At 45.1% G+C, this 25600-nt stretch carries 22 protein-coding genes; 7 read left to right on the forward strand and 15 right to left on the reverse strand.

All coding sequences use genetic code 11. From position 1 onward, the window contains the following. Positions 1-16: 16 nt before the first annotated feature. From ACL934_RS13625 to glpK, 3 genes are all read right to left on the reverse strand, one after another. Positions 17-703: a beta-sandwich domain-containing protein gene (locus tag ACL934_RS13625; RefSeq protein ID WP_413612450.1), complete on the reverse strand. Its 687-nt coding sequence runs from the start codon at positions 701-703 to the stop codon at positions 17-19. A 104-nt stretch (positions 704-807) separates the two neighbouring features. Beyond that, on the reverse strand, positions 808-1518 hold the full coding sequence (locus ACL934_RS13630) for a flagellar brake protein (RefSeq protein WP_413612451.1): 711 nt from the start codon (positions 1516-1518) through the stop codon (positions 808-810). Beyond that, positions 1519-3003, reverse strand: a complete 1485-nt coding sequence (gene glpK / locus ACL934_RS13635) for a glycerol kinase GlpK (protein WP_374074288.1) — start codon at positions 3001-3003, stop codon at positions 1519-1521. A gap of 36 nt (positions 3004-3039) precedes the next feature. On the opposite strand from glpK, the gene ACL934_RS13640 reads away from it, so the two are divergent. Beyond that, positions 3040-3810, forward strand: a complete 771-nt coding sequence (locus ACL934_RS13640) for a lysophospholipid acyltransferase family protein (RefSeq protein ID WP_374074289.1) — start codon at positions 3040-3042, stop codon at positions 3808-3810. A 203-nt stretch (positions 3811-4013) separates the two neighbouring features. Here ACL934_RS13640 and ACL934_RS13645 read toward each other — a convergent pair whose 3' ends face one another. The 8 genes from ACL934_RS13645 to gpmA form a co-directional block, all read right to left on the reverse strand. Continuing rightward, a complete protein-coding gene (locus tag ACL934_RS13645; protein ID WP_413612452.1) occupies positions 4014-4445 on the reverse strand; it encodes a hypothetical protein in 432 nt (143 codons plus the stop codon). Positions 4446-4545: 100 nt separating this feature from the next. Continuing rightward, positions 4546-5790 (reverse strand): imidazolonepropionase, encoded by a 1245-nt coding sequence (hutI, locus tag ACL934_RS13650; RefSeq protein ID WP_413612453.1) that lies wholly within the window; start codon positions 5788-5790, stop codon positions 4546-4548. Between the two features lie 49 nt (positions 5791-5839). Continuing rightward, positions 5840-6277, reverse strand: a complete 438-nt coding sequence (locus tag ACL934_RS13655; protein WP_374074298.1) for an Hsp20/alpha crystallin family protein — start codon at positions 6275-6277, stop codon at positions 5840-5842. Positions 6278-6402: 125 nt separating this feature from the next. Next, on the reverse strand, positions 6403-7560 hold the full coding sequence (locus ACL934_RS13660; RefSeq protein WP_413612454.1) for an EF-hand domain-containing protein: 1158 nt from the start codon (positions 7558-7560) through the stop codon (positions 6403-6405). 12 nt (positions 7561-7572) lie between these two features. Beyond that, entirely contained in the window at positions 7573-8544 is a 972-nt protein-coding gene (locus tag ACL934_RS13665; RefSeq protein ID WP_413612455.1) for a Tfp pilus assembly protein FimT/FimU, read from the reverse strand. Then, positions 8541-9035 (reverse strand): hypothetical protein, encoded by a 495-nt coding sequence (locus tag ACL934_RS13670; protein ID WP_413612456.1) that lies wholly within the window; start codon positions 9033-9035, stop codon positions 8541-8543. Before ACL934_RS13670 ends, ACL934_RS13665 begins: the two co-directional genes overlap by 4 nt. Then, positions 9032-11833: an ATP-binding protein gene (locus ACL934_RS13675; RefSeq protein ID WP_413612457.1), complete on the reverse strand. Its 2802-nt coding sequence runs from the start codon at positions 11831-11833 to the stop codon at positions 9032-9034. Before ACL934_RS13675 ends, ACL934_RS13670 begins: the two co-directional genes overlap by 4 nt. 138 nt (positions 11834-11971) lie before the next feature. After that, positions 11972-12718 carry a 2,3-diphosphoglycerate-dependent phosphoglycerate mutase gene (gpmA, locus tag ACL934_RS13680; protein ID WP_374074308.1) on the reverse strand — a complete coding sequence of 249 codons (747 nt, stop codon included), beginning with the start codon at positions 12716-12718 and terminating at the stop codon, positions 11972-11974. A 162-nt stretch (positions 12719-12880) separates the two neighbouring features. On the opposite strand from gpmA, the gene ACL934_RS13685 reads away from it, so the two are divergent. The 5 genes from ACL934_RS13685 (at position 12881) to ACL934_RS13705 (ending at position 21642) form a co-directional block, all read left to right on the forward strand. After that, positions 12881-15586 (forward strand): 2-oxoglutarate dehydrogenase E1 component, encoded by a 2706-nt coding sequence (locus tag ACL934_RS13685; protein WP_374074310.1) that lies wholly within the window; start codon positions 12881-12883, stop codon positions 15584-15586. Positions 15587-15611: 25 nt separating this feature from the next. Next, positions 15612-16889: a 2-oxoglutarate dehydrogenase complex dihydrolipoyllysine-residue succinyltransferase gene (gene odhB / locus ACL934_RS13690; RefSeq protein WP_374074312.1), complete on the forward strand. Its 1278-nt coding sequence runs from the start codon at positions 15612-15614 to the stop codon at positions 16887-16889. 117 nt (positions 16890-17006) lie between these two features. After that, a complete protein-coding gene (locus ACL934_RS13695) occupies positions 17007-17399 on the forward strand; it encodes a hypothetical protein (protein ID WP_374074314.1) in 393 nt (130 codons plus the stop codon). 158 nt (positions 17400-17557) lie between these two features. Continuing rightward, positions 17558-18967 carry a dihydrolipoyl dehydrogenase gene (lpdA, locus tag ACL934_RS13700; protein ID WP_413612458.1) on the forward strand — a complete coding sequence of 470 codons (1410 nt, stop codon included), beginning with the start codon at positions 17558-17560 and terminating at the stop codon, positions 18965-18967. Between the two features lie 146 nt (positions 18968-19113). Beyond that, positions 19114-21642: a hypothetical protein gene (locus ACL934_RS13705; RefSeq protein WP_374074318.1), complete on the forward strand. Its 2529-nt coding sequence runs from the start codon at positions 19114-19116 to the stop codon at positions 21640-21642. A gap of 27 nt (positions 21643-21669) precedes the next feature. Here ACL934_RS13705 and ACL934_RS13710 read toward each other — a convergent pair whose 3' ends face one another. From ACL934_RS13710 to ACL934_RS13725, 4 genes are all read right to left on the reverse strand, one after another. Next, positions 21670-22095, reverse strand: a complete 426-nt coding sequence (locus ACL934_RS13710; RefSeq protein ID WP_374074319.1) for a hypothetical protein — start codon at positions 22093-22095, stop codon at positions 21670-21672. A 166-nt stretch (positions 22096-22261) separates the two neighbouring features. After that, on the reverse strand, positions 22262-23134 hold the full coding sequence (locus ACL934_RS13715) for a hypothetical protein (protein ID WP_413612459.1): 873 nt from the start codon (positions 23132-23134) through the stop codon (positions 22262-22264). Next, positions 23131-23595 (reverse strand): hypothetical protein, encoded by a 465-nt coding sequence (locus ACL934_RS13720; RefSeq protein WP_413612460.1) that lies wholly within the window; start codon positions 23593-23595, stop codon positions 23131-23133. The genes ACL934_RS13715 and ACL934_RS13720 overlap by 4 nt, the downstream gene beginning before the upstream one ends. Continuing rightward, the gene (locus ACL934_RS13725; protein ID WP_413612461.1) at positions 23565-25190 is read right to left on the reverse strand and encodes a hypothetical protein; all 1626 of its coding nucleotides are present in this window, start codon (positions 25188-25190) and stop codon (positions 23565-23567) included. The genes ACL934_RS13720 and ACL934_RS13725 overlap by 31 nt, the downstream gene beginning before the upstream one ends. Before the next feature lie 102 nt (positions 25191-25292). Here ACL934_RS13725 and ACL934_RS13730 point away from each other — a divergent pair, with 102 nt between their 5' ends. Next, a complete protein-coding gene (locus ACL934_RS13730; protein WP_413612462.1) occupies positions 25293-25565 on the forward strand; it encodes a hypothetical protein in 273 nt (90 codons plus the stop codon). Positions 25566-25600 lie beyond the last annotated feature (35 nt).

A 25600-nucleotide genomic window follows, 5' to 3' on the forward strand; every position in this document is an offset into this window, starting at 1 on the left:
GGGCTTTCTTGAAAAATTAGTAACGACTTGGATAGATGGACGGTGTTCCATCGTTAGAGATGACACTGATGTTGACGTCAGCATAGTCACCCATTGATTCAGCACGGATGTCGATAGCAACAATGCGCTCACCCGCCGTGATGTATTCAGAAGTCACCACGCGGCCTGCGTAGAAAACTCCGGCGTAACTCAAATCACGAATCAAGATTCTGCGACCACTTTGCGTGATGGCATAAGCTTCGTGAATTTGAAGTGCCGCTCTGTAAAGATCGACACGAACGTAATCAACATAAGCTGCATAGTTGAAGCTGACGCGCAACCACTCGCCACCTGATCTTCTTGTTACACCATAGAATTGAACGCTGGCTTCGCCATAGTTATTGCGTGGATAATCCGGATAATCTGGATATGGACGCGGAGGCGCCGGCTCATGACGAGGCGGATTGTAAGGAGGATGTCTTGGAGGTGGATCATAAGGTCTTACTGGCGGACGGTAGCCACCGTGGCGGCCATCTCTGTCGTCACGACGGTCGTCGCGGCAATCGTGTCTGCGATAACTATCGCAACGATCATCTCTGCGATCATCGCGACGGTCTCCCGGACGCGGATCAGGTTTAATAATACCAGGACGAATATCAGCAAATGCTGGCGCTTGAAACAAAGTCACAGCAACCAAGAGAGCAGAAAGAATAGGTAGTTTCATAAAGGCTCCTTTTTTATCAGACGAAGTCCTTTATCCAAGATCCGTGCCGGACAAAGTGACACCAAAGGGCCTCTTTATGAAATTAATTCAAACGACAAAATGGGTTATTTTTTCTGTGGGAACTTTAAGAAAATTTCTCTTTGCAAGTCCATCATAAGACTGAGCAAGCGACTTTCCATAAGATGGTCGATCTCAAGAAATTGCATGCCGACAGTTTGCTTAATGACACCAGCATCATCTTTGCTTTGTGCAAAACGAACCTCAACGACGAACTCTATGGGACGCCTTACTCCTAGGCGAAGCGTCCCTTTTACACGATCACCTATCTTGAGTTCAGGTTGTGCGGCCTGAAGTTCCATCTTAAATCCACCTGCACTGATATCTCTCACTCGGCACTCAAGGAAATACGAACGTCCGCCATGGTTAGAGAGCATAAATACAGCGTCGTACTTTGCCGGAATATCAATGCGCGCACTAGCTCGTCTTTGCAGTTGAAAAAGATCGACGTCGATTTTTAAAACGGCCCAACCCGCTTCAAAATAAAGTTCCGTCTGAAAGAAATAGCGTTCCGACTTAAAGGCAAAATTCACGATCACTTTTTGTGCTGTCGTGATTCCCTTAGAATCCGCCGTGTGATGACAGAGAAGGGCTTCATCTTTTTCCGTTTGCACAGCAATCAGATGAAATACGTCGTCGTGCAAAGCTCCCTTGATGGAAACTTGCATTTTATCATCCGCGATTTCACGAAAGAGGAGCTTCTTTTCAGAGACTGCCACTTTCTTAAAGATCATTTGCCCTTGCTGGTTGCCGTTCATTTACACTCTCTCCAAAGCCTTTTCCCAGCGAATCATGCGCGCCTTGCGTTCTTTCGATGACATTTTTACTTTGAACTCTTTGTTCACTTTCCAAACGCGTTGGATTTCTTTGAGGTCTTTCCAGAATCCACAACCAAGACCTGCCATAAAGGCCGCGCCCAAAGCCGTCGTTTCTAAATTGTTAGGACGAATGACGTTGACACCGCAATAATCCGCTTGCAATTGCATAAGAAGATCATTGGCAGCCGCCCCACCATCCACGCGAACACCTTTTAATTTTTTGCCCAGATCTTTTTGCATGGTCACAAGTATGTCGACATTTTGCAAAGCCATCGCTTCCAAAGTAGCTCGCGCAATATGTGCTTTTGTTGATCCGCGAGTCAAACCGCAGATCACTCCGCGCGCTTCTGGTTTCCAGTGAGGCGCTCCCAAGCCAGTCAAAGCAGGAACAAATTCAACACCTTCTGTGCTGTCCACTGTTTTTGCAAGAGCTTCGACATCCGAAGACTGTTGGAAAAGTCCTAAACCGTCGCGCAGCCATTGCACAGCCGCTCCGCAGACAAAGGCGCCACCTTCAAGAGCGTAGGTGACATCTTCATTTTTTAATTTCCAGGCAATCGTCGTTAAAAGTTTATTTTTTGATCTCACGGCTTTTTTGCCAGTGTTGAGCAAAAGAAAACTTCCCGTTCCAAATGTACATTTAGATTCGCCGACTTCATAACAAGCTTGACCAAAGAGAGCGGCCTGCTGGTCACCCACAATGCCTGTTATTGGAATACCGTCCGGCATAAATCCCAAACCTTGGGTGTGGCCGAAGTCCGCATTGGAGGGACAGATTTCTGGCAAAATCCCCTCAGGAACAGTGAAGAGTTTTAAAAGCTCTTCGTCCCACCAGCCCGTGTGAATATTCATTAACATCGTACGTGAAGCATTGCTGACATCCGTTTTGTGAGATTGACCGCCCGTCAATTTCCACAACAAATAAGTGTCCACTGTTCCTGCCAGCAATTCGTCATTGCGGGCTTTTTTCATCGCATTTGGAACCTGTTTTAAAATCCATTGAATTTTAGTTGCAGAAAAATAAGGATCTAAAACCAGGCCCGTTTTGGCCGTGATCATTTTTTCTTTTTTATTCTTCTTTAATTTTTCACAGATTTCTTGCGTGCGACGGCATTGCCATACGATCGCGTTGTAAATGGCTTTTCCTGATTTGCGATCCCAAAGCATCACTGTCTCGCGTTGGTTGGTGATCCCAATCGCGCGGATTTGGGAACCTTTAATCCCTGCTTTTTCCATTGCAAGACGCATTGAGCGCTGTGTGGAATACCAAATGTCTTCAGGGTCATGCTCGACCCATCCTGGCTTTGGAAAAATCTGCTTGAAGGTCTCACGAGCCTCTGCGACAAGACCTCCGGCTTGATTGATGATGCAAGTCCTAGAGCTGGTTGTACCTTGGTCAATAGCCATGATAAAAGAAGAAGACATAAACACTCCGCCGTCGATGGATAACTAAGTAACATCATGAAGAATTTCTTGCAGAAACCCAACGAAAAAATATTTGGTCTTCGGAACCTTGACCGAGACACTCTTATTTTTCGCGTGCTGCCACGTTTTCTTCTGGAAATTTTGCGTAAATACTTTCGCATGGAAATCGCCGGTGTTGAGAACATTCCGCGTCGAGGAGCTGTCATCATCGCCCCCAACCACTCCGGCTACTCGGGCTTTGACGCTTTTCTTTTGGGACACATCGTTCAACAAGAAGCCAAGCGCGTTCCCCGTGTTCTCACACACCACTTCTGGTTTTTGACGGAAACAACGGCGATTCCGGCGCACAAAATGGGATTTACGGAAGCCACTTACGAAAATGGACTTAACGCCCTTAAAAAAGGAAATGCCATTGTTCTTTTTCCTGAAGGCGAACAGGGAAATTTCAAACCGACGTCGGAGCGCTATCAGCTTCAAGAATTTAAACGTGGTTTTGTGCGCATGGCTTTAGAGACTCAATGCCCCATCGTACCGGTGGTGATCTTGGGTGCAGAGGAAACTCATATTAATCTGAAAAAACTCAAATTCACGAAGTTCTTAAAAGGCTCTGTGATTCCGCTTCCTCTGAATATCATTCCTTTGCCAGCAAAGTGGAGAATCCGCTTTCTAGAGCCGATTCATTTGCCTTACAAGCCTTCGGCTGTTGAAGATGCAGAACTGGTTCATGAAATTGCTCAGGACATTCAAGAGCGCATGCAAGCTGCTGTGAAGGAAGAAATTCACAAACGCGGAAATCCGTTTTTATAATTTTATTTTTTGCGTTTATCTGGGACGTCGTCGCCGATAACCTGCAGAATGGAATGCCATTTGGCGACGAGGATTCCTGGATCGTCGGCATTGCGACTCACAAGACGGCTCGTTAAGAGCGCCGCAATCCCCACTGCTATGACGAGGAGGAGTACGTACTCCACCACAATCTGACCTCGGTTATTATTCATTTTTTTAGTATATCACAGTTCCGCAAGAGCGGAAGTCACCTCAAGGGAGGCTGGACGCCAGTTTTCCATTGTGAGACGCAAAGTCTCTATCAAAAGATCCAGGTTTTCATCCTCGATAGGTCCACGAAGGCCGATAACGACGTCGTCATGCCATTTCTCCACTTCGAGAGGGCCTTGGCTTTTTTCTGCGCCATCGAAAGAAAGAAGGAAGCTATCTGCTGTTGGATAGACCATCACCAAGATATTGGCACCCGTCGCTTTTGAGATTTCCTTAGCTTTCGCCATCTCCGCACCCAACTTTTGCTGGATCAGGAAATAGATCTTCAAAGCCAACGCCTCATGAAACTGCGCAAAGTAAATGCGCACGGGACCATCAAAGATGGCACTGTTAAACGCAGGATTAAAATACTTCGACTGCATTAAAGTGGTATATGACGATCTCATGTTGTACTTCCCCCCCCACTGACACAGCTCCAGACTAGGAAGAAAAGAGGTGATATTTCAAAGGAAATTTTAAGAATCTTAAATTTTCTGACGCAGCAAATTATTTTAAGCTGCCGAAAATCTTCTTTCCTCTCGAAAAAACCATCTTCTCAACCCTCTCTCCGACACTGTAAAACAAGGTCTGCCAATCCTTCTCTATGCACAAAATATCAGCAGACTTTCCAGCTTTCAACGACCCTATTTCATGATGCAAATTCAAAGCATGCGCGGCTCCCACGGTGTAGGCCGCGATGACTTCCGGCAAAGTCATCTTCATTTCTAATCGCGCAAGCAATCCCACCAAATTCAAATCCTGCGTCGGTGAGCTTCCCGGATTGTAGTCTGTTGCCAAAGCAACGCGTGCTCCGGCCTCGATCATCTCTCTCGCCGGTGGATACTTTGTTTTCATATAAAGATCCGCCGCTGGAAGGAGCACACAGGTTGTTTCTGACTTCGCTAAATTTTTAATTTCTTTCTCCGAGACCTGCAAAAGATGATCGCCTGACAAAGCCCCAATACGCACGGCCACATCACTGCCACCGCTTAATGACAACTGGTCAGCATGCACGAGAACTTCAAAACCAAGCTCTTGGGCACGACGCAGGTATTTTTCTGAAGCTTCTGGAGGAAAGAAACCTTTTTCAATAAAGACGTCCACACGACGAGCTAGTTTCTTTTTCTTTACGATTGGCAAAATATCTTGAGCCAAAAATTCAAGATAAGATTCGTAAGATTTAAATTCCGGAGGCAACGCGTGGGCCCCTAAAAAGGTGCTGACGGTTCTTAAGCCACTCACCTTTTGTGCGGCTTGAAGCATTTTAAGTTCGTCTTTTAAATTCAAGGCATAACCGGATTTGATTTCCAAAGTCGTCACACCTTGGGAAATAAAGTGATTGGCGCGCTCTTGCCCCCACTTGGTAAGATCCACAAGAGAAGCTCCGCGGGTCTTTTTCATTGTCGAAAGAATACCGCCACCGCGGGCTGCAATCTCTTGATAGCTCACCCCCTGGTTGCGCATTTCAAATTCAGCGGCGCGATCACCTGCAAAAATCAAATGCGTGTGACACTCCACAAATCCCGGCAACACGGTCTTTCCCTTCATGTTGATTTCTTGAAGAGATTTCTTTTTCGCAAATTCTTTGGGAAGTTTTTTATGAGGCCCCATCCAAGCAATACGATCTTTTTCAATAAGAATCGAAGACTGAAGTTGAATGCCGAGATCTTCTTCCTTCACAAAGCGACCCATTTTCTGAGCCGCCCCCTGAAGGGTTAAAAGAGTTGAAATGTTTTTTAATAGAATACCCATAGGTTTATTCAAACATATGGGCCTTGAGGATCAAGTAAAAACAATGTCTCTACGAAATCTTGATGGTGTGACTGCGTGCTCCCTCGGTTTTAGGAAGAGTGATCAGCAAAACCCCGTCTTCAAAACGAGCGTCAATCTTATCTGCGTCGACTTCAGAAGGAACCGAGAAACTCCTGACGAACTTGCCATAGGTTCTTTCAGTATACTTTTCTTCACCCTCGAAGCGGCGCTGTCTTTCGCCTGTCACTGTCAAAATATTATTACCGAGCCCCACTTTGATGTCTTTCTTTTTCAAGCCCGGAAGATCAATACTTACAAGATAGGCATTCTCGTTTTCCTCCACCTCCAAAGCGGGTGAAAACTCTTCTTCTGAGGACGTCAAAGAACCCGGCCGAAAATCAGAATCAAACTCGTTGATGAACTCTTCAAACTGACTGTCTCTGGGCGCAAGCTGCGCATGCCATGGAGTGAGTCCACGTATAGGCATATAGACCTCCTCTGCTCTAGGGTCATTATTTCTCGTGAGCAAAGACCGTCAATATGTATCACGACAGGAAAATAAAACGGCGCCTGATTTCGCAGGCGCCGTTTTATTTATCATTTAAGTTTTACTTATTTCACTTTCGGAGCAAACCACATGTCGATCACAGAACCTTTCTTTTCTTTGCCTTTTTGAACAAAGACGAAAGTGCTGCGCTCTCTGACCTCGGCTCTGTCAGCAATAGAGCTTGCTGTGGAAGCATCATATTTCAAAGATACGGATTTAATTTTTGACTTCAAAGAAACAAGCTCACCGTCTTGCACGACGCCGTCACCATTGCGGTCATACCACAAAAGCAATTTCGCAAAGTCTTTATCTTTTTTGTCAATCACGTCATCTTTGTTGGAATCAAATTCACGCAAAGCTTCAAATCCATTTTTGAACTTGTCGCCTTGGTTACCAAAAAGCTCATCCGCTGTTGTGATCTTTTTATCGCCGTTACGGTCAACGGCAATGAAGGCACCCGGAGCTCCTTTTTCAGGCCACATTGTTTTACCTGAAGGGTTGAGCGGGAAATCCACTTCGGCCGTGAACTGAGGACGCTTGTCATCAAAGAACACCATGAGCGGAGAGAAGTATCCGCCGCAGAACCCATTCTCCCCCGGGAAGAAGGCGGAGATGCTGTATTGTTTTCCGTCACTAGAATTGCTTGTATAAACGTTGCTTGAAAGATCCCCTGTGTAACCCATATATTGCTGACCGCTCTCTGTGCCAGGAGCAAAATACTGTTTAAAGCGAACATCATGAAGTTTTACGTCAAAGTCGTCGCTGATATTTCCCTCTTCATCCACTTTTGTCGTGAAATTAATTGGTATAGTCACGCGCACGTTATTTCCGGCGTAAGAAGCGGAAGCTCCACCTGTTACATCTGTTCCAGAAATCTGTACGATTTGTTCACTGCCGGCCAAAGACACCACATTGGCTGGATAGTTAACTTGGAACTGCTTCAATGAACCTTTGTCATTGATAGTAAGAAAAAGTTGAACTGTGGATTTAGGAGAAATCGGATTTGATACGGATCTCAGATTCGTACCAAAGCAAGTATTTGAAATATTGATTGTGATTCCCTCTTGTGAAGCACGCGAAGCCTGCCCCGACAAAACCACACCTTGGAAGCCCGCCGTCCCTCCAGCTCCCGAGTTTACGGCTGCTGGCTGTTGATCGGCTGCAAATGCATGAAACCCTACGCCACACAATAGTGGAGCGATAAGCCACTTCTTCTTAAACATACAAGCCCCCTTCTAGTTCCCCTTCTTATCCGGTCGTTCGATCATGTAGTAAATCAAAGCGTCATGTGCATCATTACGCTTGAATTGGACCTTTGTGATATCCGCGGCAAACAGTTGTCCTTGCGGAAAAGTCTGCCCCGTGTATATCGACCGTAAAAGGTTCACTTTCCCCTCTTTATCCTTCTCTAAATAATACTTTACGACTGAAACCGATTTCAAGCGAACAAGTGGGGCTGCTCCCCCCATTGGCGGTATATCTCGGAAGAAAGCATCTTCGCTTGTAATCGTCTCACTTGGATACATCGGATGAGAAGTATCCAGGAAATTTGGAATACTATAACTGAGCGGAGTCAACCGTGACTGACCCAGCGTCGTCACCACACCCACGAAGATCGGCGACCTTGCAGGTCTTGAATAATCCGGCCCTGTTGCCGTCATGGCGCGGACTGCGGCTGGTGAATCCAACATTAAGATAGAGCCAATTTGCCAGAATGCGGGTTTAGAAAGCTCCACCAATTTATCTTTATTCAAAGAACGAAAACTTAAATCTGAAGCGACGTTTGGGTTTCCAGAGGGCGCCCCGATGTCATAAGCAGCCGCAGGTGCATACATCAAACTTTCAGACACACGTTCTCGAGTAATTAAGAAAATAAATTCATTACGTCGGCCGAACTCCAAAGTTAAAAGGCGTTCGCCGGTATTTAATCCCGATTCAGTGATATCGGTAATAAAGTCAAAGAAACGATGGCCATGATCGTCCACGACCACAAGATTATTAAAAGACGGTTCCGATAACTTTAAATCCTTTAAAAGCATACGCTCGGCAATAATGTTATCGACTTTTTCTTCGATTTCGTTGGTGATTTCATTTTTCGTTTTTGCAGTAAAAAAGAAGAATGACGCCGCCACCATGCCCAGAATTCCCATCAGAGCAACACCGACGACCATTTCAGCTAAAGTAAAACCTTTTTGATTCCTCATCATTGCGAATTCACCACAAATTGATAGTCCACGAAACCATATGTCTTCTCGCCACCTTTACCAACAGGAGTCTCCGAGGACCCCTGCCAATCTTTGTGACTGAGTCTGACAGTTACTAAGTACAAACCCTTAATTCCGGGATAAGCTTGAATCACGAAACCATACCTTCCAGGACATCCTGGGCAGGTTTCTTTAGGTTCAAGTTTACCGTTACCCCATGCCATCGGAAGCTTATCCAACGCCAGGGCATTGTTTCTTTCTTCATCTGTTTGCACGTAGTTGATTTGATACATGCGAACATTCGGACGAATATTTTCAATCACGTCGTTGATTTGCTTGTAGACGGAGTTTTTAGTTCCGCTGTCTTTTGCAATCTTTTTCATACCGAGAACGCCCGAGATAAAAAACGACCCCACCAAAGTGATCATCGCCAGCCCCAGCAAGCTCTCTAAGATTGAAATACCCTTGTTGTTCTTAAGTAACGAAGTCTTCATATGCCCGACTCCCTTGATACTTCAAGAACGTAGAACTTCACTAAACGGTTTTTACACATCGTTGATTTACTTTGCCCAATCAGACCACAATCCGGATCGACAGATGTCCAACGGAATGGATCGGCTTTCGAACGAAGAGAAATGGCATTGCAACGATACAAGTTCGCCACATCTTTCATGGACGGATATGGATGCCATACCGGAAAGCGGTTGATCGTCTCGCAAGATTTATTTTCCAACGCCTTTAATACCCCGGCCTGACGCAATTCGAAGGTCGCCATTGGGTGATAGATCGTACTCCAACGAATCCCGGCGTCGTAAGCTTCCTTCGCGATTTCGATACCATTCGCAACAATGAATGAACCGATAATTCTTAATTTCGTCGAACGAGGTTCGATAATCAAACGCTCACAAGTATAGAAACCCGTCACAAAGTTTGCTGAACTTTTGATAATGCAATCTCGGGCCATGGAAATCACCTTGAAGACCGCAGAGCCTCCACCGGCAGGATTTTTATAGGCGTTCCCGCTATCAAAAATCCAATTCACGCGATCTTTATATGGATGCGTAAACGACCACGAATATCTTGAACTCGGTGCAAAAGATTGCGACCAATCCGTTCCGGCAAACGCCGTGCTTTGTTGGTTGGCGCAGGCGACGTCATAGTTAATCAGTGGGTTATCATCTGGTAAATCGCCCTTGGACTGTCCCATCGCAGTAGAAACGTTTTGCGAAACTTGGAATCCACCGCCCCCAGTGCGTTTAAAGAACAACCATCCTTTATTTCCGTTAGACCAACCTCGCAAAGAGGTTCCCTGGAAGTAAGAGACATCATAAGCCTCAAGTTGGAAAGAAATATCCATAGGCTCACCTCTTGAATTCACCAAGAGCTCACCATTTTCAAATTCCACTTTGACATCACGGAACGTCGGATTTGTATCTTTGTTTCCACTGTCTTTAGGGTCCACGATTTGCGAGATCGAGATATGAATTTTAGGTTGGACACCTTGTTGAGCATTCACTGCCGCTAACTGCTTTTGCATAGTAGCGACTCGTTCTTCCGCTTCGGCAATATCTTGTTTTTGCTTCGTACGCTGTCTTTCAGCCATACGTAGACGATCTTGCATATTGTCGATCTGTCTTTCCAGATACGCCACTCTCGCTTTATCGACGGGCTTTTTATCTTCAGCTTTTCTTAGATCATCCTTAAGTTCATCAATGTCTCTATTGGCTCTTTCAATTTCATTTTCCAGGTTCTCGAGTTGTCTTTGTTCATATAACAACTGAGACTCGGCATCTTTAAGCTGACCGCTCACGCGATCTTTAAGCTCCTTCAAGTTGATTTCAGGCTCAAGAGTCACAGTTCCGTTATCGGGAAGCTCCCCTTCAACTTTCATACGGCCAAAGTTCATAGAGTATTTCGCAACGGCACCACTGTTTTGACTTAAGTTCCAGCCTTTGAGAATTTCACCGAACCAACCAGCTTGAATCAGAGATGGTGATTTCACCTGACCCGTTTGCGGATTGAAACGGTTTTTTTCTGTCAACCCAAGGCGGTATTCGTATTTGTTCTGGTTCTTATTCTCTTTAAGAATTTGACCACGCAATTCCGAATTCATCGTGCGATTCAAATCGTACTTCGCAAGATTGTAGGCAATACATCTATTCATGAATTCGGGATCTGCATTGGAAGTTCCCGTCTCAAGACCCGAAAGGAAGTCCAACCCCAAATCGCGTTTTGCATCAATCTCAACACCTTTTTGGAAGCCACCAAATTGTCTGATGTCATCCCAAAGTTGATCCAAATCCATACCGGATGAACGGGGTGTGAATTCCGCCATTTTCCCATCACTGCGCTTACGCATGACAGGCCCTTCACCCATGATGAGTTTTTCTTTGAAGGTTACCGGAGTAAATACGGTATCACCTTTGTTTTTATCGACACTGAGTGACGGTGCTGAAGGAAGAGTAACACTTCCATTAACGAAAACCGGGCTTTCAAAGACAAGCCCCGTATACTTTGCTCTTTCAACTATTGAATCGAACTGACGGAAATAAGCATCGCCTTTTCCCATACCAGAACCATTCTTTTTGTCCAAACGAAGATCGCCAGCAACAAGCAAGGCAAAACTTCCGACCTCACGAGGATAGACACCTACAAATGAAGTTGTCGTCAAAATACTCGAACCTACTTTAATGGGTTGCATGGAAGCGTCCATCAGGCTGACAACGACTTTAAGATAAACTTCTCTTCCGTATTCTGGAATAAGGGAGTTTTTATTTCGCTCAATCACGACACGGATATTTTCAACTTTATATCCTTTAAGGCCTGAAATGATTTTATAAATCGGATGCATGGCACTGAAGGACTTAATTGAAATATCTTGTCTGATCTCTGAAACCGGAATATTGCCGGCGTTAGTTACGCCCATGGCTCTTAAAAAATCCACGGTCTCTTTTTTCATTAACACTCGCTCCACCGAACGAGGATGACTTAGAACGGCGGCCATAGAAGCAGAGGCTGTATCTCCTCCGCAAGATTCCTGCATCCAATCCTTAGAAAAACACCAACGCTGTTTGATACCCAATAACGTAAAGTCCACCATGGAGTGCAAAGCCAAGCGCGCAGTGATGATTGAAGATGTTTTTTCAACTTGTTGGCGATGTTTGATAACTTCAGGAGAAAGGTAGTAAATCATGGCCCCGACTACGCCGACCGCGACGAGGGCCTGAACGAAGGCACTACCTCTATTATTTTGCTTTGAGACAAAACGTTCGCGCCAGAAGGATGGTTTCATGATGGTTCTCCTATCTGTCCGTATCGACAAATAGAATACCAAACTTAAGATTGTGAACGTCCGGATGTCCTGTTTTTCACCGAAAAGTGCCTCACTCTAAGACACTTTTGGTGTTTCATCGAAGATTGTGGAACGAAACTATTTCGCCTTCCCCTGATTCGCAACAGCCTCGATAGCTGCTTTGACTTCCTCAGGATCTCCAATGAATTCCTTCTTAAGGACCTTAAAGTTTGCGTCCAATTCATACATCAAAGGGATACCTGTTGGCATATTCACGGCCATGATCTCGTCTGGAGTCATGCCTTCAAGATGCTGGATCAAAGCTCGCAAACTATTTCCATGAGCCACGATCAACACTTTCTTTCCCGTTTTGATCGTTGGAGCAATCGTGCTGTTCCACAGCGGAAGAAAACGCGCCACGGTGTCTTTCAAAGACTCTTGGCTAGGAAGAAGTTTGGGATCGACACCAGCATAACGCGGATCATGAGAGGGATGGCGAGGATCGTTCACATCCATTGGAGGTGGCGGAACATCGTAACTGCGACGCCAGATTTTCACTTGGTCTTCGCCATGACGAGCCGCAGTCTCGGCTTTGTTCAAGCCTTGCAGCGAACCATAGTGACGCTCATTTAAGCGCCAATCTTTGTGGACTGGAAGCCACACCTGATCAACTTCATCCAAAACGAAGTTCAGAGTTTTAATCGCTCTTTTGAGGACACTTGTATAGGCGATGTCAAAGCTAAAGCCTTTATCTTTGAGGGCTTTCCCGCCTTTTAGAGCTTCGGCTCGACCTTTCTCTGAAAGATCTACGTCCTGCCAACCAGTAAAACGATTTTCTTGATTCCAAACACTCTCACCGTGTCTTACGAGCACCAACTTATACACAGCTTAAACTCCTTCAGTTTACATAAAAAAAGAGCTATCATGACCGGGCCTTCTTTAATATCAAAAGCTTGCGTTTTTGCCATGCATTAAAGCGTGTCAAACTCCCAAGATTTTGAAAAATTAGCACTCGTAAACTACTGTGCTATAAACGTGAGGATCATCGTGAACAATAGTGGCATCAATCGTGCGAACCTAGAGTATATCGAACAGCTCTATGCAGATTTCAAAACCAATCCGGATTCTTTGGCTCCAGAATGGAAAAGTTTTTTTGAGGGAGTTGAGTTTGCCCAAGAAGGTAAATTCGGAATGTCCGACAAAGAGCTTTCTGTTTTCCAATTGATTCAAGCCTACAGAGCTGATGGTCACACGGAGGCAAATCTCAATCCTCTTTACGCCCCTCAAGCCAGCGACCTTCTTGCATTGAAACGTTTTGGTCTGAGTGAAAAAGATTTTAATGCCAAATTCCAAGTTGGTTCTTTGATCGGCAAACAAGGCGCCACACTTTCTGACATCATCGCGCACTTGAAAAAAACTTATTGCGGAACAATGTCTCTGCAAGCTTCCGATGCGACTCCAAAAGAGTACCAATGGTTGCAACAAGAGTTTGAAGGCAATGGTTCCAAACTTTCTTTGGACGATAAGAAAAATGCTCTGCAAGCTTTAACGAAAGCGGAGTCTTTGGAGAAATTCATCCACACTCGTTACGTAGGAACGAAACGTTTCTCTGTGGAGGGTGCGGATTCTTTCTTGCCGATGATGGAAGCTCTTGTGAACAAGGGCACGGGCCTTCAAGTCAAAGAAGTTTTCGTCGGCATGGCCCACCGTGGTCGCGTGAATCTTCTCGTGAATTTCTTTGGCAAAGGTGAAGAGTACGTGTTCGGTGACTTCAACGGACCTCTTCAACTTGAATCGCCCGTTGATGATTTCGATAACGACGTAAAGTACCACTTGGGTTATGTCACTGAAAAGAAAACGGCGACAGGAACTTGCAAAGTGACGATGGCTTACAACCCTTCACATCTTGAAACTGTGAACGCGGTTGCTGTCGGTATGGCTCGTGCGGCTCAAGATAAAATGGGCGACGAGACTAGAAAACAAGTTGTGCCCGTTTTGATCCACGGGGATGCGGCTTTTGCAGGTCAAGGGATCGTGCAAGAAGTTTTGCAAATGGCGGGAGTAAAACCTCACACCGTGGGCGGAACAATCCACATCATCTTGGACAACCAAGTTGGTTTCACGACAAATGGCTTTGATACACGCTCTACCCGCTACGCTTCTGATGCAGCAAAAATGACTTTCACACCAGTACTTCATGTGAATGGTGATGATGTTGAAAGCGCTGTCCGTGCGATGGACATCGCTCTTCGTTACCGCCAAGAGTTTGGTAAAGACGTTGTCATCAACATGATCTGTTACCGTAAATACGGTCATAACGAAGGTGACGAACCTGCTTTCACTCAGCCGCAAATGTATGAACTCATCAAAGCTCACGCAACAGTGCGCGAACTTTATGCAAAGAAACTTGTTGCTGAAGGCAGCCTTGATCAAAAATTTATCGATGACCTTTACGCGAAAGCGATGGATCGTCTGCAAACGATTTACGAAGAAACCAAGAAGAATCCTCCGAAGCTTAAAAACTTTAAGTTTGAAGGAAGCTGGAAAGGCCTTCGTAAGGCGACAGATGCTGATATTGAAAAAACAGCCGATACAACATTCGATCTTGCGACTTTAAAAAAGATCGGTGAAAAAATCGGTTCTTTCCCTGAGGGCTTCACTCCTCATCCAAAATTGATCAAACTTCTTGAGACTCGTAAAAACATGGGCTCAGGTAAAGAGATGATCGACTGGGGCATGGGTGAGCTTTTGGCTTACGGCTCTTTGCTTTCTGAAGGCACGAGCGTTCGTTTGACAGGTGAAGACTGCGTGCGCGGGACGTTCACTCACCGTCACGCAGGTATGTATGATTTCAAAACGAACAAAGCTTACTTCCCTCTTGCGGATTTGAATCCAAAAGCAAAATTGCTTGTGGCAGAGAGTATTCTTTCTGAGTACGGCGTGGTTGGTTACGAATACGGTTACTCTGTGCAAGATCCTCGCAGCCTTGTGATGTGGGAAGCTCAGTTCGGTGACTTCGTGAACGGTGCGCAGATCGTGATCGATCAATACATCGCGGCCGGCGAAACGAAATGGCAACAAATGAGCGGTCTTGTGATGCTTCTGCCTCATGGTTATGAAGGCCAAGGACCTGAGCACTCTTCGGCGCGTCTTGAGAGATTCTTGCAATCAGGTGCGCAAAACAACATGCAAGTATGCAACTTGACGACTCCCGCGCAAATCTATCACGCCCTTCGCCGTCAAATGCACAGAGACTTCCGCAAACCATTGATCGTGATGTCGCCGAAGTCTTTGTTGCGTCATCCTCGCGCGGTTTCTTCCATTGAAGATCTTGCGAAAGGTCACTTCCAAGAAGTGATTGCTGACACCGTTGATAAATCCAAAGTGGACACGGTTGTGTTCGTCTCTGGTAAACTTTATTACGAGCTTTTAGAGGAAAGAGAAAAAACGAAGAAGGACAACATTGCCCTTGTTCGTTTGGAACAACTCTATCCGTTCCCTGCTAAACAAGTGACTGAAGTTTTGAAGTCTTACCCTAAGGCGAAAACTTTGATCTGGGCGCAAGAAGAACCTAAAAACATGGGTGCCTTCCAAAGCGTTTACTTCAAGTTTGTCGACGTTGTGGCTAAAGCAGGTTTGAAACTTGGTTTTGAATACGTGGGCCGCCCGGAGAGATCTTCTCCAGCAACGGGCTCTATCCACAGACACAAAATCGAACAAGCGGAAATTGTTAAATCTATTTTTGGCGCTTAAGGCACCAGGTTAAAAAGGACGTTGCATGAAACAAGAGATTAAAGTTCCCGCGGTTGGGGAATCCATCACAGAAGCAACCATCGGCAGCTGGACAAAAAAATCTGGCGAGTTCGTTAAGCGCAATGAAGTTTTAATGCTTCTTGAAACAGACAAAGCCAGCGTTGAAGTTGTTGCTGAAAACGACGGCGTATTAACTATTCTTCCTGGGAGCGAAGCTGGCGCGGTTGTAAAAATCGGCGCTACTGTCGCGACTCTTGATACTGATGCAAAGGCACCAGCGGCGGGCGCAGCAGAAGCAAAACCTGCACAAGCGGAAGCGGCAGCACCTGCTCAAGCAGCTCCTCAAGCGGCAGCTAAAACAGATGCTTCTCAGCATCTATCCCCTGCTGTTCAAAGAATTGTAACGGAAAAAGGGTTGGATACATCAGCAATTCAAGGCACTGGTAAAGACGGTCGTTTGACTAAAGGTGATGTGTTAGCCGCGGACGCGGGCAGTGCTGGAGCCGGTAAACCGGCGCAGGCTGGAGCAGCGCCGGCAAAAGCAGCTCCTGCTCCGCAAGTTTCTGCAGCGGAAGTTATGGCCGCTCGCGGTCCTTCAAAACAAGGCGATAAAAAAATCGTTCCTATGACAACAATCCGTAAGCGTATTGCGGAAAAATTAAAAGAAGCGCAAAACACAGCAGCTCTTTTGACGACTTTCAACGAAATCGACATGAGCAAAGTGATGGAGCTTCGTGGAAAGTACAAAGACAAGTTCAAAGAAAAATACGGTTTGAACTTGGGCTTTAACGGTTTCTTCGTGAAGGCTTCTGTGGAAGCTTTGAAAGCGTTCCCTGCGGTGAATGCTTTGATCACGGGAACTGATCTTGAATACCACAACTACTACAACATCGGTATTGCGGTATCGACTGAAAAAGGCTTGATGGTTCCAGTTGTGAAAGACGCTGACATGTTGTCTTTGGCAGGAATTGAAATGGCTGTTCGTGATTTGGCTTTGAAAGGCCGTGATGGAAAAATCACTCCGAATGATTTGAGTGGTGGAACTTTCTCGATCACTAACGGTGGTGTGTTTGGGTCTCTTCTTTCAACTCCGATCTTGAACTACCCGCAGTCTGCTATCTTGGGTCTTCATAAAATCCAAGATCGTCCTGTGGCGATTGATGGCAAAGTTGAAATCCGTCCGATGATGTATGTCGCACTTACGTACGATCACAGAATCATCGATGGTAAAGAAGCCGTGAGTTTCTTAGTGAAAATTAAGGAACTTGTTGAAGATCCTGAAAGATTGCTTCTCGAAGTATAGGCTCCCATGAGGCCCGTTTTGAGACGGGCCTTTTTATTTTCTGTCCACACGTTAACTCCCCCGTAAAAAATCCGAAAAAGATAAACAATCTGTTCATAACCAATAGGGGGAAATTTAATGAACAAAACTAAGCACTATGCGTACTGGGGCTACGAATTTAAATCTTATTTTAAACCTGTAGGCCACGGCTACGAAGTGGGTTTTACGTTTGAGGGTAAGCCCTTGTTCGTCGGAAACTTCGTTCACAAGAAAGAAGCCAATGAATGGTGGCGCACTTTCAATCAAGAGATTCCGCGTTTCTTTGGCAAGTATGAGTTCCCTGTGAACGGTCCTCACCAATGGATGACGAAGTTCTTCACGAACTATATGTACACTTGCTACTATGCATGGCTTGATAAGAAGTTTAATAAATACACGAAAGAGTATACGAAAGCCTGCAAAACAGACGTTAAGTTCTATAAGAAAATGCAGCCTGTTTGGAAAAAACGCGCTGAAAAAAGAGCGGCTTAATAATAAAGCTCTTGTTCTAAGAAAAACCCCTGAATTCATTCAGGGGTTTTTTGCTTTTTAGGACCTTTCTCCGACTTAATGCGAGGCATCCTGCATAACCAATTCCAATGAAATAAAGTATATTTTGAGTGTATCCATTCTCTAAAAAGGACGCTTCTATGGCTGATACTCAATTTGATGTGATTGTAATTGGTTCTGGTCCCGGCGGTTATGTTGGGGCGATTCGTGCTGCTCAATTGGGGCTCAAAACAGCCGTGATTGAAAAAGACAAAACTTTTGGCGGCACTTGCCTGAACGTAGGTTGCATTCCTTCAAAAGCTCTTTTGGAAAGTTCTGAACACTTCTTGACAGCTCAACACGACTTGTCTGCTCATGGCGTGAAAGTTTCCAAAGTTGAATTGGATCTGCCAACAATGATGGCTCGTAAAGATAAAGTGGTTAAACAAAATACCGAAGGTATCGCGTTCCTCTTTAAGAAAAACAAAATCACTCCTTTCACCGGCATGGGTAAAATTGTTGGTGCTGGAAAAGTAGAAGTGAAAGCCAACGACGGAACGACTCAAGTTTTGACGACGAAAAACATCGTCATCGCGACGGGCTCAGCTCCGGTTGAACTCCCCTTCTTGAAGTTTGACGAACAACGAATTGTCTCTAACACAGGCGCCTTGGCTCTTGCTCAACTGCCAAAATCCATGGTTGTTGTTGGTGGAGGCGTGATCGGACTTGAACTTGGTTCTGTATGGCAACGCCTTGGCACAAAAGTCACTGTGATCGAGTACACAGGCCGTCTGGGCGGTCCTATGGACCAAGACTGCATGAACGTGCTTAAAAAGAATCTTGAAAAAGAAGGCATGACGATTCTGACTTCAACAAAAGTCACAGGTTCTAAAACTTTGAATGACGGCGTTGAGATCACTTACGAATCTTTGACTGATGGAAAAGCCACGTCTTTGAAAACAGATGTTGTCCTTGTAGCGACAGGCCGCAAGCCATTCACAAATGGCGTAGGCTGCGAAGAGATGGGAATTCAAAAAGACCCACAAGGTCGCATCATCGTAGATTCTCACTATCAAACAAATGTTCCAGGCATTTTTGCGATTGGTGACGTTATCACAGGCCCTATGCTTGCGCACAAGGCGGAAGAAGAAGGAGTTGCCGTTGCTGAGATGATCGCTGGTAAAGCAGGACATGTGAACTACAACACAGTTCCTGGTGTTATCTACACTCATCCAGAAATTGCTTCTGTGGGTATCACTGAAGAACAAGCTAAAGAAAAAGGTCTTGAGATCAATGTGGGTAAATTCCCGTTCTTGGCCAACGGTCGCGCAAGAGCGAAAGGATTCACAGAAGGTTTCGTGAAAATCCTCGCTGACAAGAAAACAGATCGCATCGTGGGCGCTCACATGGTGGGACCTGGTGTTTCTGAATTGATCCATGAAGTGATCGTCTGTATGGAATTCGGCGGTAGCAGCGAAGATCTCGCAAGATCTTTCCATGCCCACCCGACTTTGAGCGAAGTGGTTCGTGAAGCTGCATTAGCAGTTGAGAAACGCCAAAGACAAATGTAACAAACTTTTAATGGTTTATTTTAAAAACGACAGGAAGGCAGAGGAAGAAGTTTCTCTGCCTTTTTTCTTCCTCCCCCGTATTAAACTGAGACGCCTGAAGTAGTTTAAGACTACAGAACATGTGAAATTCCGCCGATTCATTAAATGTGAAAAACTTACTGGAACGTTTCGCTTTCACACTTCTATTGCCTTTTTTGGTGAACTGCCATCTTGATGCGCGTTTAGATGGAGCGCTCACTGATTCATCTACAATTGTGCCTTCTCTTCCATTAGCAAAATCCTCTTTGTATTCTGGACAAAGTATTCCTCTAAGCTCTCTATTTGCTACAGACGAATATTCTAAATACGCCATCGCGAGCCCCGACGGATACTATGATTTTTCAAGCAACTCATTGATCATTCCAAAAAATTTAAAGACCAAAACAACAACTCTGATTTTGACATCTCCCGAGGGTGACATCAAACAGGTCTCCATCAATATCTTGGGACTTGACGAGTCTTTCGTGATGGAAACTCCGCAAACCTATGGGGATCAAAATTATCCAACTTCAGGTACAAAACTTTCGGATGGAACTTTATTGATTGGCACCATCATTGTCGACTCCGCGGGAGGTTGGGAGTGGGCCATCGTCCAACGAAGTTCTGATAACGGTGTCACTTGGAATGTGGCCGATCACTATCAGCCCTACAACGAGGGAGAGTCACACGTACTGGCTATGTCCAGTCATTTAAACTCTGCTTATTCATGTGGATACCAATGGGATTCAGATAATTACGATGCTATTCACTGGTACGTCAGACGCTCAACTGACAGTGGTATAACCTGGACATCTGCCGATACAGATACAGAGTTGAATATCGAAAGCTCATGCCAATCCACTGCGACTTCAGCCACCACAGGATATGTTTATGCTGCGGGACACGACTCCCGAGGGGCCGGAAATATCAATCGCTGGGTTCTCAAAGAAAGTAAAGATCAAGGGCAAACTTGGTCCATCATCTACACTCAAGATGTAAATGCCTATAATGCCAAAATCCTACATGTGCGAGTGGCTCCTGATAACACCATTTGGTTCATTGCCCAAAACGCTTCAGGTAAGGCCGTTTTGTATAAAGGAACTTTCGCGACATCGTGGTCATTTACAGACATGAACGTCGATTTAGGCAGCGCGACGACCTCCAATTATCAAGGTTACGGCGAACTGCAAATCGTCAACAATACGACGGCCTATCTTTCTTCAGAGTTCGGAAACAACAGTTGGAATATCAAACGGACCACCGATGGTGGCGTGACCTGGGTCGAAATATACAACTACGGCTCCATATCAAGTACCGTCGGTGAAATTGAAATTTTAAGTGACGGCACAATAGTTTCCATAGGCACATACTACCCTCCCGGATGGCCGCCTCCTGATCGAGAAATTAAAATAGCCCGCAGCACAGATGGTGGCAACTCATGGTCCACGTCAATACTGAAGTCGGAAGAATACGGTAACGGCTGCCTCCTATTTCCAGGAGCAGGCAATAGCGTCCACGCCATAGCCAGCTCCTATAACTATGCTCTCAACTTTTACTCTACTGACAGTGGTGCCACATGGTCAGAAAGAGACTTCATTGCTTATACCGAAAAATTTTATAATGAAATCGCGAAGCTTCTCGTTCTTCCGTCGGGTGACTACCTAAGCACTGGATGGCTTAGTTCTTTATCGAAATCCAACAGCAATAATCCTTGGTTTGCGGGAATCAGCTCTGACAAAGGAAAAACATGGAGTTCACCGGATTTGTTCGTAGACCCGACCCGTGAATTCTCGACGATCGATGCTGCTTACGACGATCTTGGAAACATTTATGTTCTGGGTCGGTCCGGCGCCACTGCGCTTATTCGCAAAAGTTCAGACGGAGGACAAAACTGGGCTTACGCGGAACAATATACTCATCCGACTTATCCATCGGAGCCCTATCAATGGTCCTCAAAAGGACGCCTTGTCGTTGATCAGGACAACAACTTATATTACGGCGCGTTTTATGGATATTCCTCGAACGGCTTTGTCGAAATACGAAAAGGCTCACCCGGAGGAACAACATGGAGTACAGTAAGCACATTCCCACAAAATACCAGCAATATACATTTTCGTCTTGATGATCTTAAAGTCGACAAGAACAATGTCTTATGGCTCTCGGGACAAGAATCCAATCCGGTCTCACAAAGAATTCTCTACAAATCCATCGATGGCGGAGTTACTTGGAATGAGATTCGTCGAGAGTCCAACACCGCCTCTAATCCCTATGAAGAAATCACTTTTGACTCAAGCGGAAATATCTACTTAAAACAACAGACACAGATTCAAAAAAGTGAGGATGGAGGTTCAACGTGGACGACCATCATGGATTCTACTTACACACCAAAGAGTCTTCTTGTAACTACAAGTAAGAAAATTTTTGTTTTAACTTCTGACGATAAAATTCTCAAGCTCGACGATGACGGCAGTTGGTTACTAATTAATGACCAGGTGTCTTTAATAGACCCTCAAGGACATAGTTATATATATTCCTATGAATACGACTCGGTCGCATTATATCAGCTTGATTCAGACACTCTCGGAGTTCATACCCGTTATACTGAGGCTAAAGTTGGTTACGTCGACTTTATTAAAACAATTAAAATTTCCGATTAATCCTTGAGCACCTGCACTCAAAAAAATCTAACGACACAAAGACTGCAAGACCGTCCAAGCCGGTTTAACAGCCGGCTCTTGCGGAGCTTCTTCGGCTGTGGGCTCATACTGACTGATCAGATCGTTTTCGTACTTAAGACATTCTTTCTTTTTGAACTTCCCCTGCTGCGGAAGGGATTCCAAAACCGAGACCATCAAATCCATGTGTGACTCATCAAGGGCTCCTTGAGGAGCGCTGTTGTCGCGCAACGCTTTGATCTGTACCAAGACTCGGCTGACGGCTCTGTACTTTTCTTTGGTGTTCTTAGCCTTCACGACTTCTTTCTCTAGAAGCTCGGCATAGCTGTCGACCTGTTGACGCAAACTGCGTGAACTACGAATCGGCACTTCAACAGCTGCGTGAGCATCCAAGACTAAAAATAACAATGACAACAATAGAATGACGGTTTTCATGCTCACCTCCCGTCCTTTTATCTTACGTTCTGTCGATTTTTTCAATCTCGACGGCGTCAGAAAGCCAAATACTGATATTTTTTTAATCAAGAACGTTAAGGAATAACAATGAAAGCCTATTATTTCTTTGCATTTCTTTATTTTCACTTGCTTCGGACAATCCAGACTATCTGTTAAAGTCGACCTGGATTGATGGAAGAACTAGCTGCTGAATCTGCAACAAAGGTGTGGGCTTTTCTGAATTTCGGAAAACTTCGATCGTAAAAATAAGACTGGAATCGTTTCTAATCATGCCGCCTTGTCGCAATGCCGTTGCAACTGTGTCAGCAATTTCCTTCGCGTCACCAGCTAGGTACGCCTTAGGACTTACATATAAAATTGAGTTAACGGCGTTAGGACCGCCAGTCACCACAGGGAACTCATAAGCCACGCCCATCGAATATAAAACATCTTTGGGAGCAGACGAGAAAACTTTAGTCATTAACAAAGAAAGCCAAGCATCCAGGGCCTTCCCGCCACTCGCCTCAAGGGCTTTTGGCAAATTGACCTCATCATGATAATTCGCAAACGGCATCAAAGGATACGCACTTTGTACCCATGAAGACGACTTACTTCCATCTTGAGAAATCATACGAACGCTGATTTGAGCATTTCCGTTGGCGAAAACATTCCAACGAGGAAAGGTGACTTTAAGACGGCTTTGATCCAGCTGAACGACGGGTTTACCAAGAGTGGCTGGATACGCTTTGTCTACGGTCACGGTGAACTTTTTGTCCTGTGTCGCAGACACACGAATCGTCGACGCACCATTGAGCTTAAGTTCCAGGGCATTACTTTCCCAATCCCAATTATTCTGAAGAACTGTATAAACATCACCTAACAACATTTTTTGAACCGTGTCTGCTTGGCTATCGTACTGAAAACTTTGCGCCAGAATTTGCGGCGGTTCTAACGCCGGGTCTGGATCAGAAAAAGCTGTTACAGCACGAAAGCCAAAAATCACGAATGCAATAAATGAGATGATTTTAAAATTTTTCAAGAACAAATACCCTCAATGATCTGATAGGAACGCTTTAAAGCCGGATGAGAAGGTTTATTCTCCGAATAAGGTTCAAAGTCAATCATGACACGGGCTTTATACTCTGGGCACTTTTCAACAGAAAAAGCCTGGTCTTGGGCAACGTGCTCCAGGGACTCCGTTGCATAGTCCAAATAAATTTCTTTATCGACTGTTTGCAAAGGGTTCTGCTTACGCACCTCTTGAATTGTCGTCAACGTTTGTCTCAACATTTCTACTTTAGCGCTCGCAGGCATTCTGGAATGAACTTTTTTATTAAGACCATTTAAATTCGTATCAACACTGTGAACGACATTGGAAACCAACATCGACTCCTCATCGCCACCTGGTGAAAACGGAGCTCTCACGTGGAAAGAAAATGCGGCCGTGACTAAAACTGCAGAGACGGCTCCTAGAACTGTAAGTATTGATCTGCTGTACATACTTGTGCTCCCATTTCTTTTTCCAATTGTTTGTGCTTAGCTGCGATAAAGCTTAAATATCCAGGCGCCCCACCCGCTCCAGCATCTGTGATGATAGAGTAAGCGTGCGCGATTCTCATATACTCCGGAAGACTCAATTCATCTGATTTTGCGAAAACAGCCTGAAGAAGTGGATGACGATATTTATCGTACTTCACTTTCAGCTCACCGATTTTCTTTTGCTTGTCTTCCGCTGAAAGTTTTTGACTGTCGTTAATAGCTTTCACTTCTTTTTGTACGTAAGGACGCAAGTCCTTGTAAGTCTTTTGTGCTTTCACCGCATCCAGGCCCAACTCGCGCAGAACTTCCAAAGACGTCATGGCTTTGTCAAACTCCGCCACGTCCTCAGAACCAAGTCCGCGCCAGTAAGTCGGAAGATTTGTGATGATCGCCCATTTTCCCGTACTGATGTTTTGGAAATCAACGTCTTGATCTTTGAGATATTTCTTCTTCGTTTCCCTTTGCTTAATGTAGTTTTCAAGATAGATCTTACCACTGCGGATACCGGCATTGAAACCCAGTGACACAATCACTTGTTTTACTACAGCCCCAGTAGCATGAGTCGCTCCAAGAGCACGAAGACGTTCTACAAATTTACCAGCTCCGATGTAACCATTAAGATCTTCACCTTCGCGGTAAGCACGGCCATTTAAAGTGTCGTTGCCGGCAGAATAGCTGATACCGGTCGCGTTCTTTAACATGCTTCTATAAAAAATCCCTGTGAACAAAACGTTTCTAAGAGGATTCGATGGCATGTTCATGACGATACAACGATTGCTTGAAGACCATGGAGTGTAGCAGTCAGCATCATTAGCTTCGCCAGAGAAACACAATTTCTTTCCTTCCGGGATATCGAACTTATAAGAACTTTTTTCTGCGATGATTCTTTTGCAAGACTCTTTATTGGATTTGGCAATCTCCTTCACATACCAATCAAGAGCTGAAGGGTTATTTGCAATACCATCATAACGCATGAAAACTTCACGAAGGGCACTGATCGTCAACTGTCCGACACCGGCATCAAAACCACCGCCTAAGGTATTCACGTGCAAACCGCTCTCGTTATAAAGCTTTGGCAAGAGTTCTTTCACTGGAATATTGAGGCAATCGCCGACATCCACCAAAGAATTATAAACGCTATTAACATAAGGTTCTGTCACGCAAGGTGGTTGGAAACCTGCACCGTCGGCACCTTTTGTTGGCGACAACAACGCTTCACCTTTTTCGTTGCGACATTGTGACATCGCACCCGACTTAGAATTCAAAGGAATGAAGTTCTGCATGATAAAAGAAACGCACTCTTTCGGTGGATTGTGACGTCCGACTTGAGATTGAGAGCGAGTGCCTGCATAGACAGGAGACACCTTCTTAAGATCCTTCAACAAATAGTGGCGCTCAGGACCACACTGCTCAGGTGTTTCCACTGTGCCTTTCGATGCGAGATCCGCAGTGCCTGGAACTTCGTTTGAAACCGCTGAAAACTCCCACCAACCGAAGGCGGCAAAAGATAGAAAGCAAAATGTATAAACCCAGAAGGATGCCCTAGACTGCTTCACGTCTTCTCCTTTTTCTATATAATCCATCAAGTCCTTATCTGTTTATTTGCGCAAAAACTGAACGTCCTAAAGTCCAGTTCCTAGTTGCCGATAAGTTGTTTAATGAGATCGCAAATTTTGGGAGCTTCTCTATTTTTACTAATACTCTCGGGGTGTTCTGATGTGACGCCTCAGGTGAGTGTTTTAAGAAACAAACCCACAGAAGATCTCCTTCCCCAGAGGAACATGCCCGCAGAGACTGAGCTCAGCAGCACTGGTGTCTCAACTTCAACCGAGGGATATCAATTGCGGGCCGTTGTTTCAAAAGAGAACAAAGGAACTCCCCAAGTTTCCACCAATGGCTATAAGCTCGTCCTCGACAATCAAACTGATTAAAATTCAATCAAATAACTAAGGATTTAGTTCGTATT

The organism is Bdellovibrio sp. HCB-110 (assembly GCF_047323225.1).
In the GTDB taxonomy this organism is placed as follows: domain Bacteria; phylum Bdellovibrionota; class Bdellovibrionia; order Bdellovibrionales; family Bdellovibrionaceae; genus Bdellovibrio.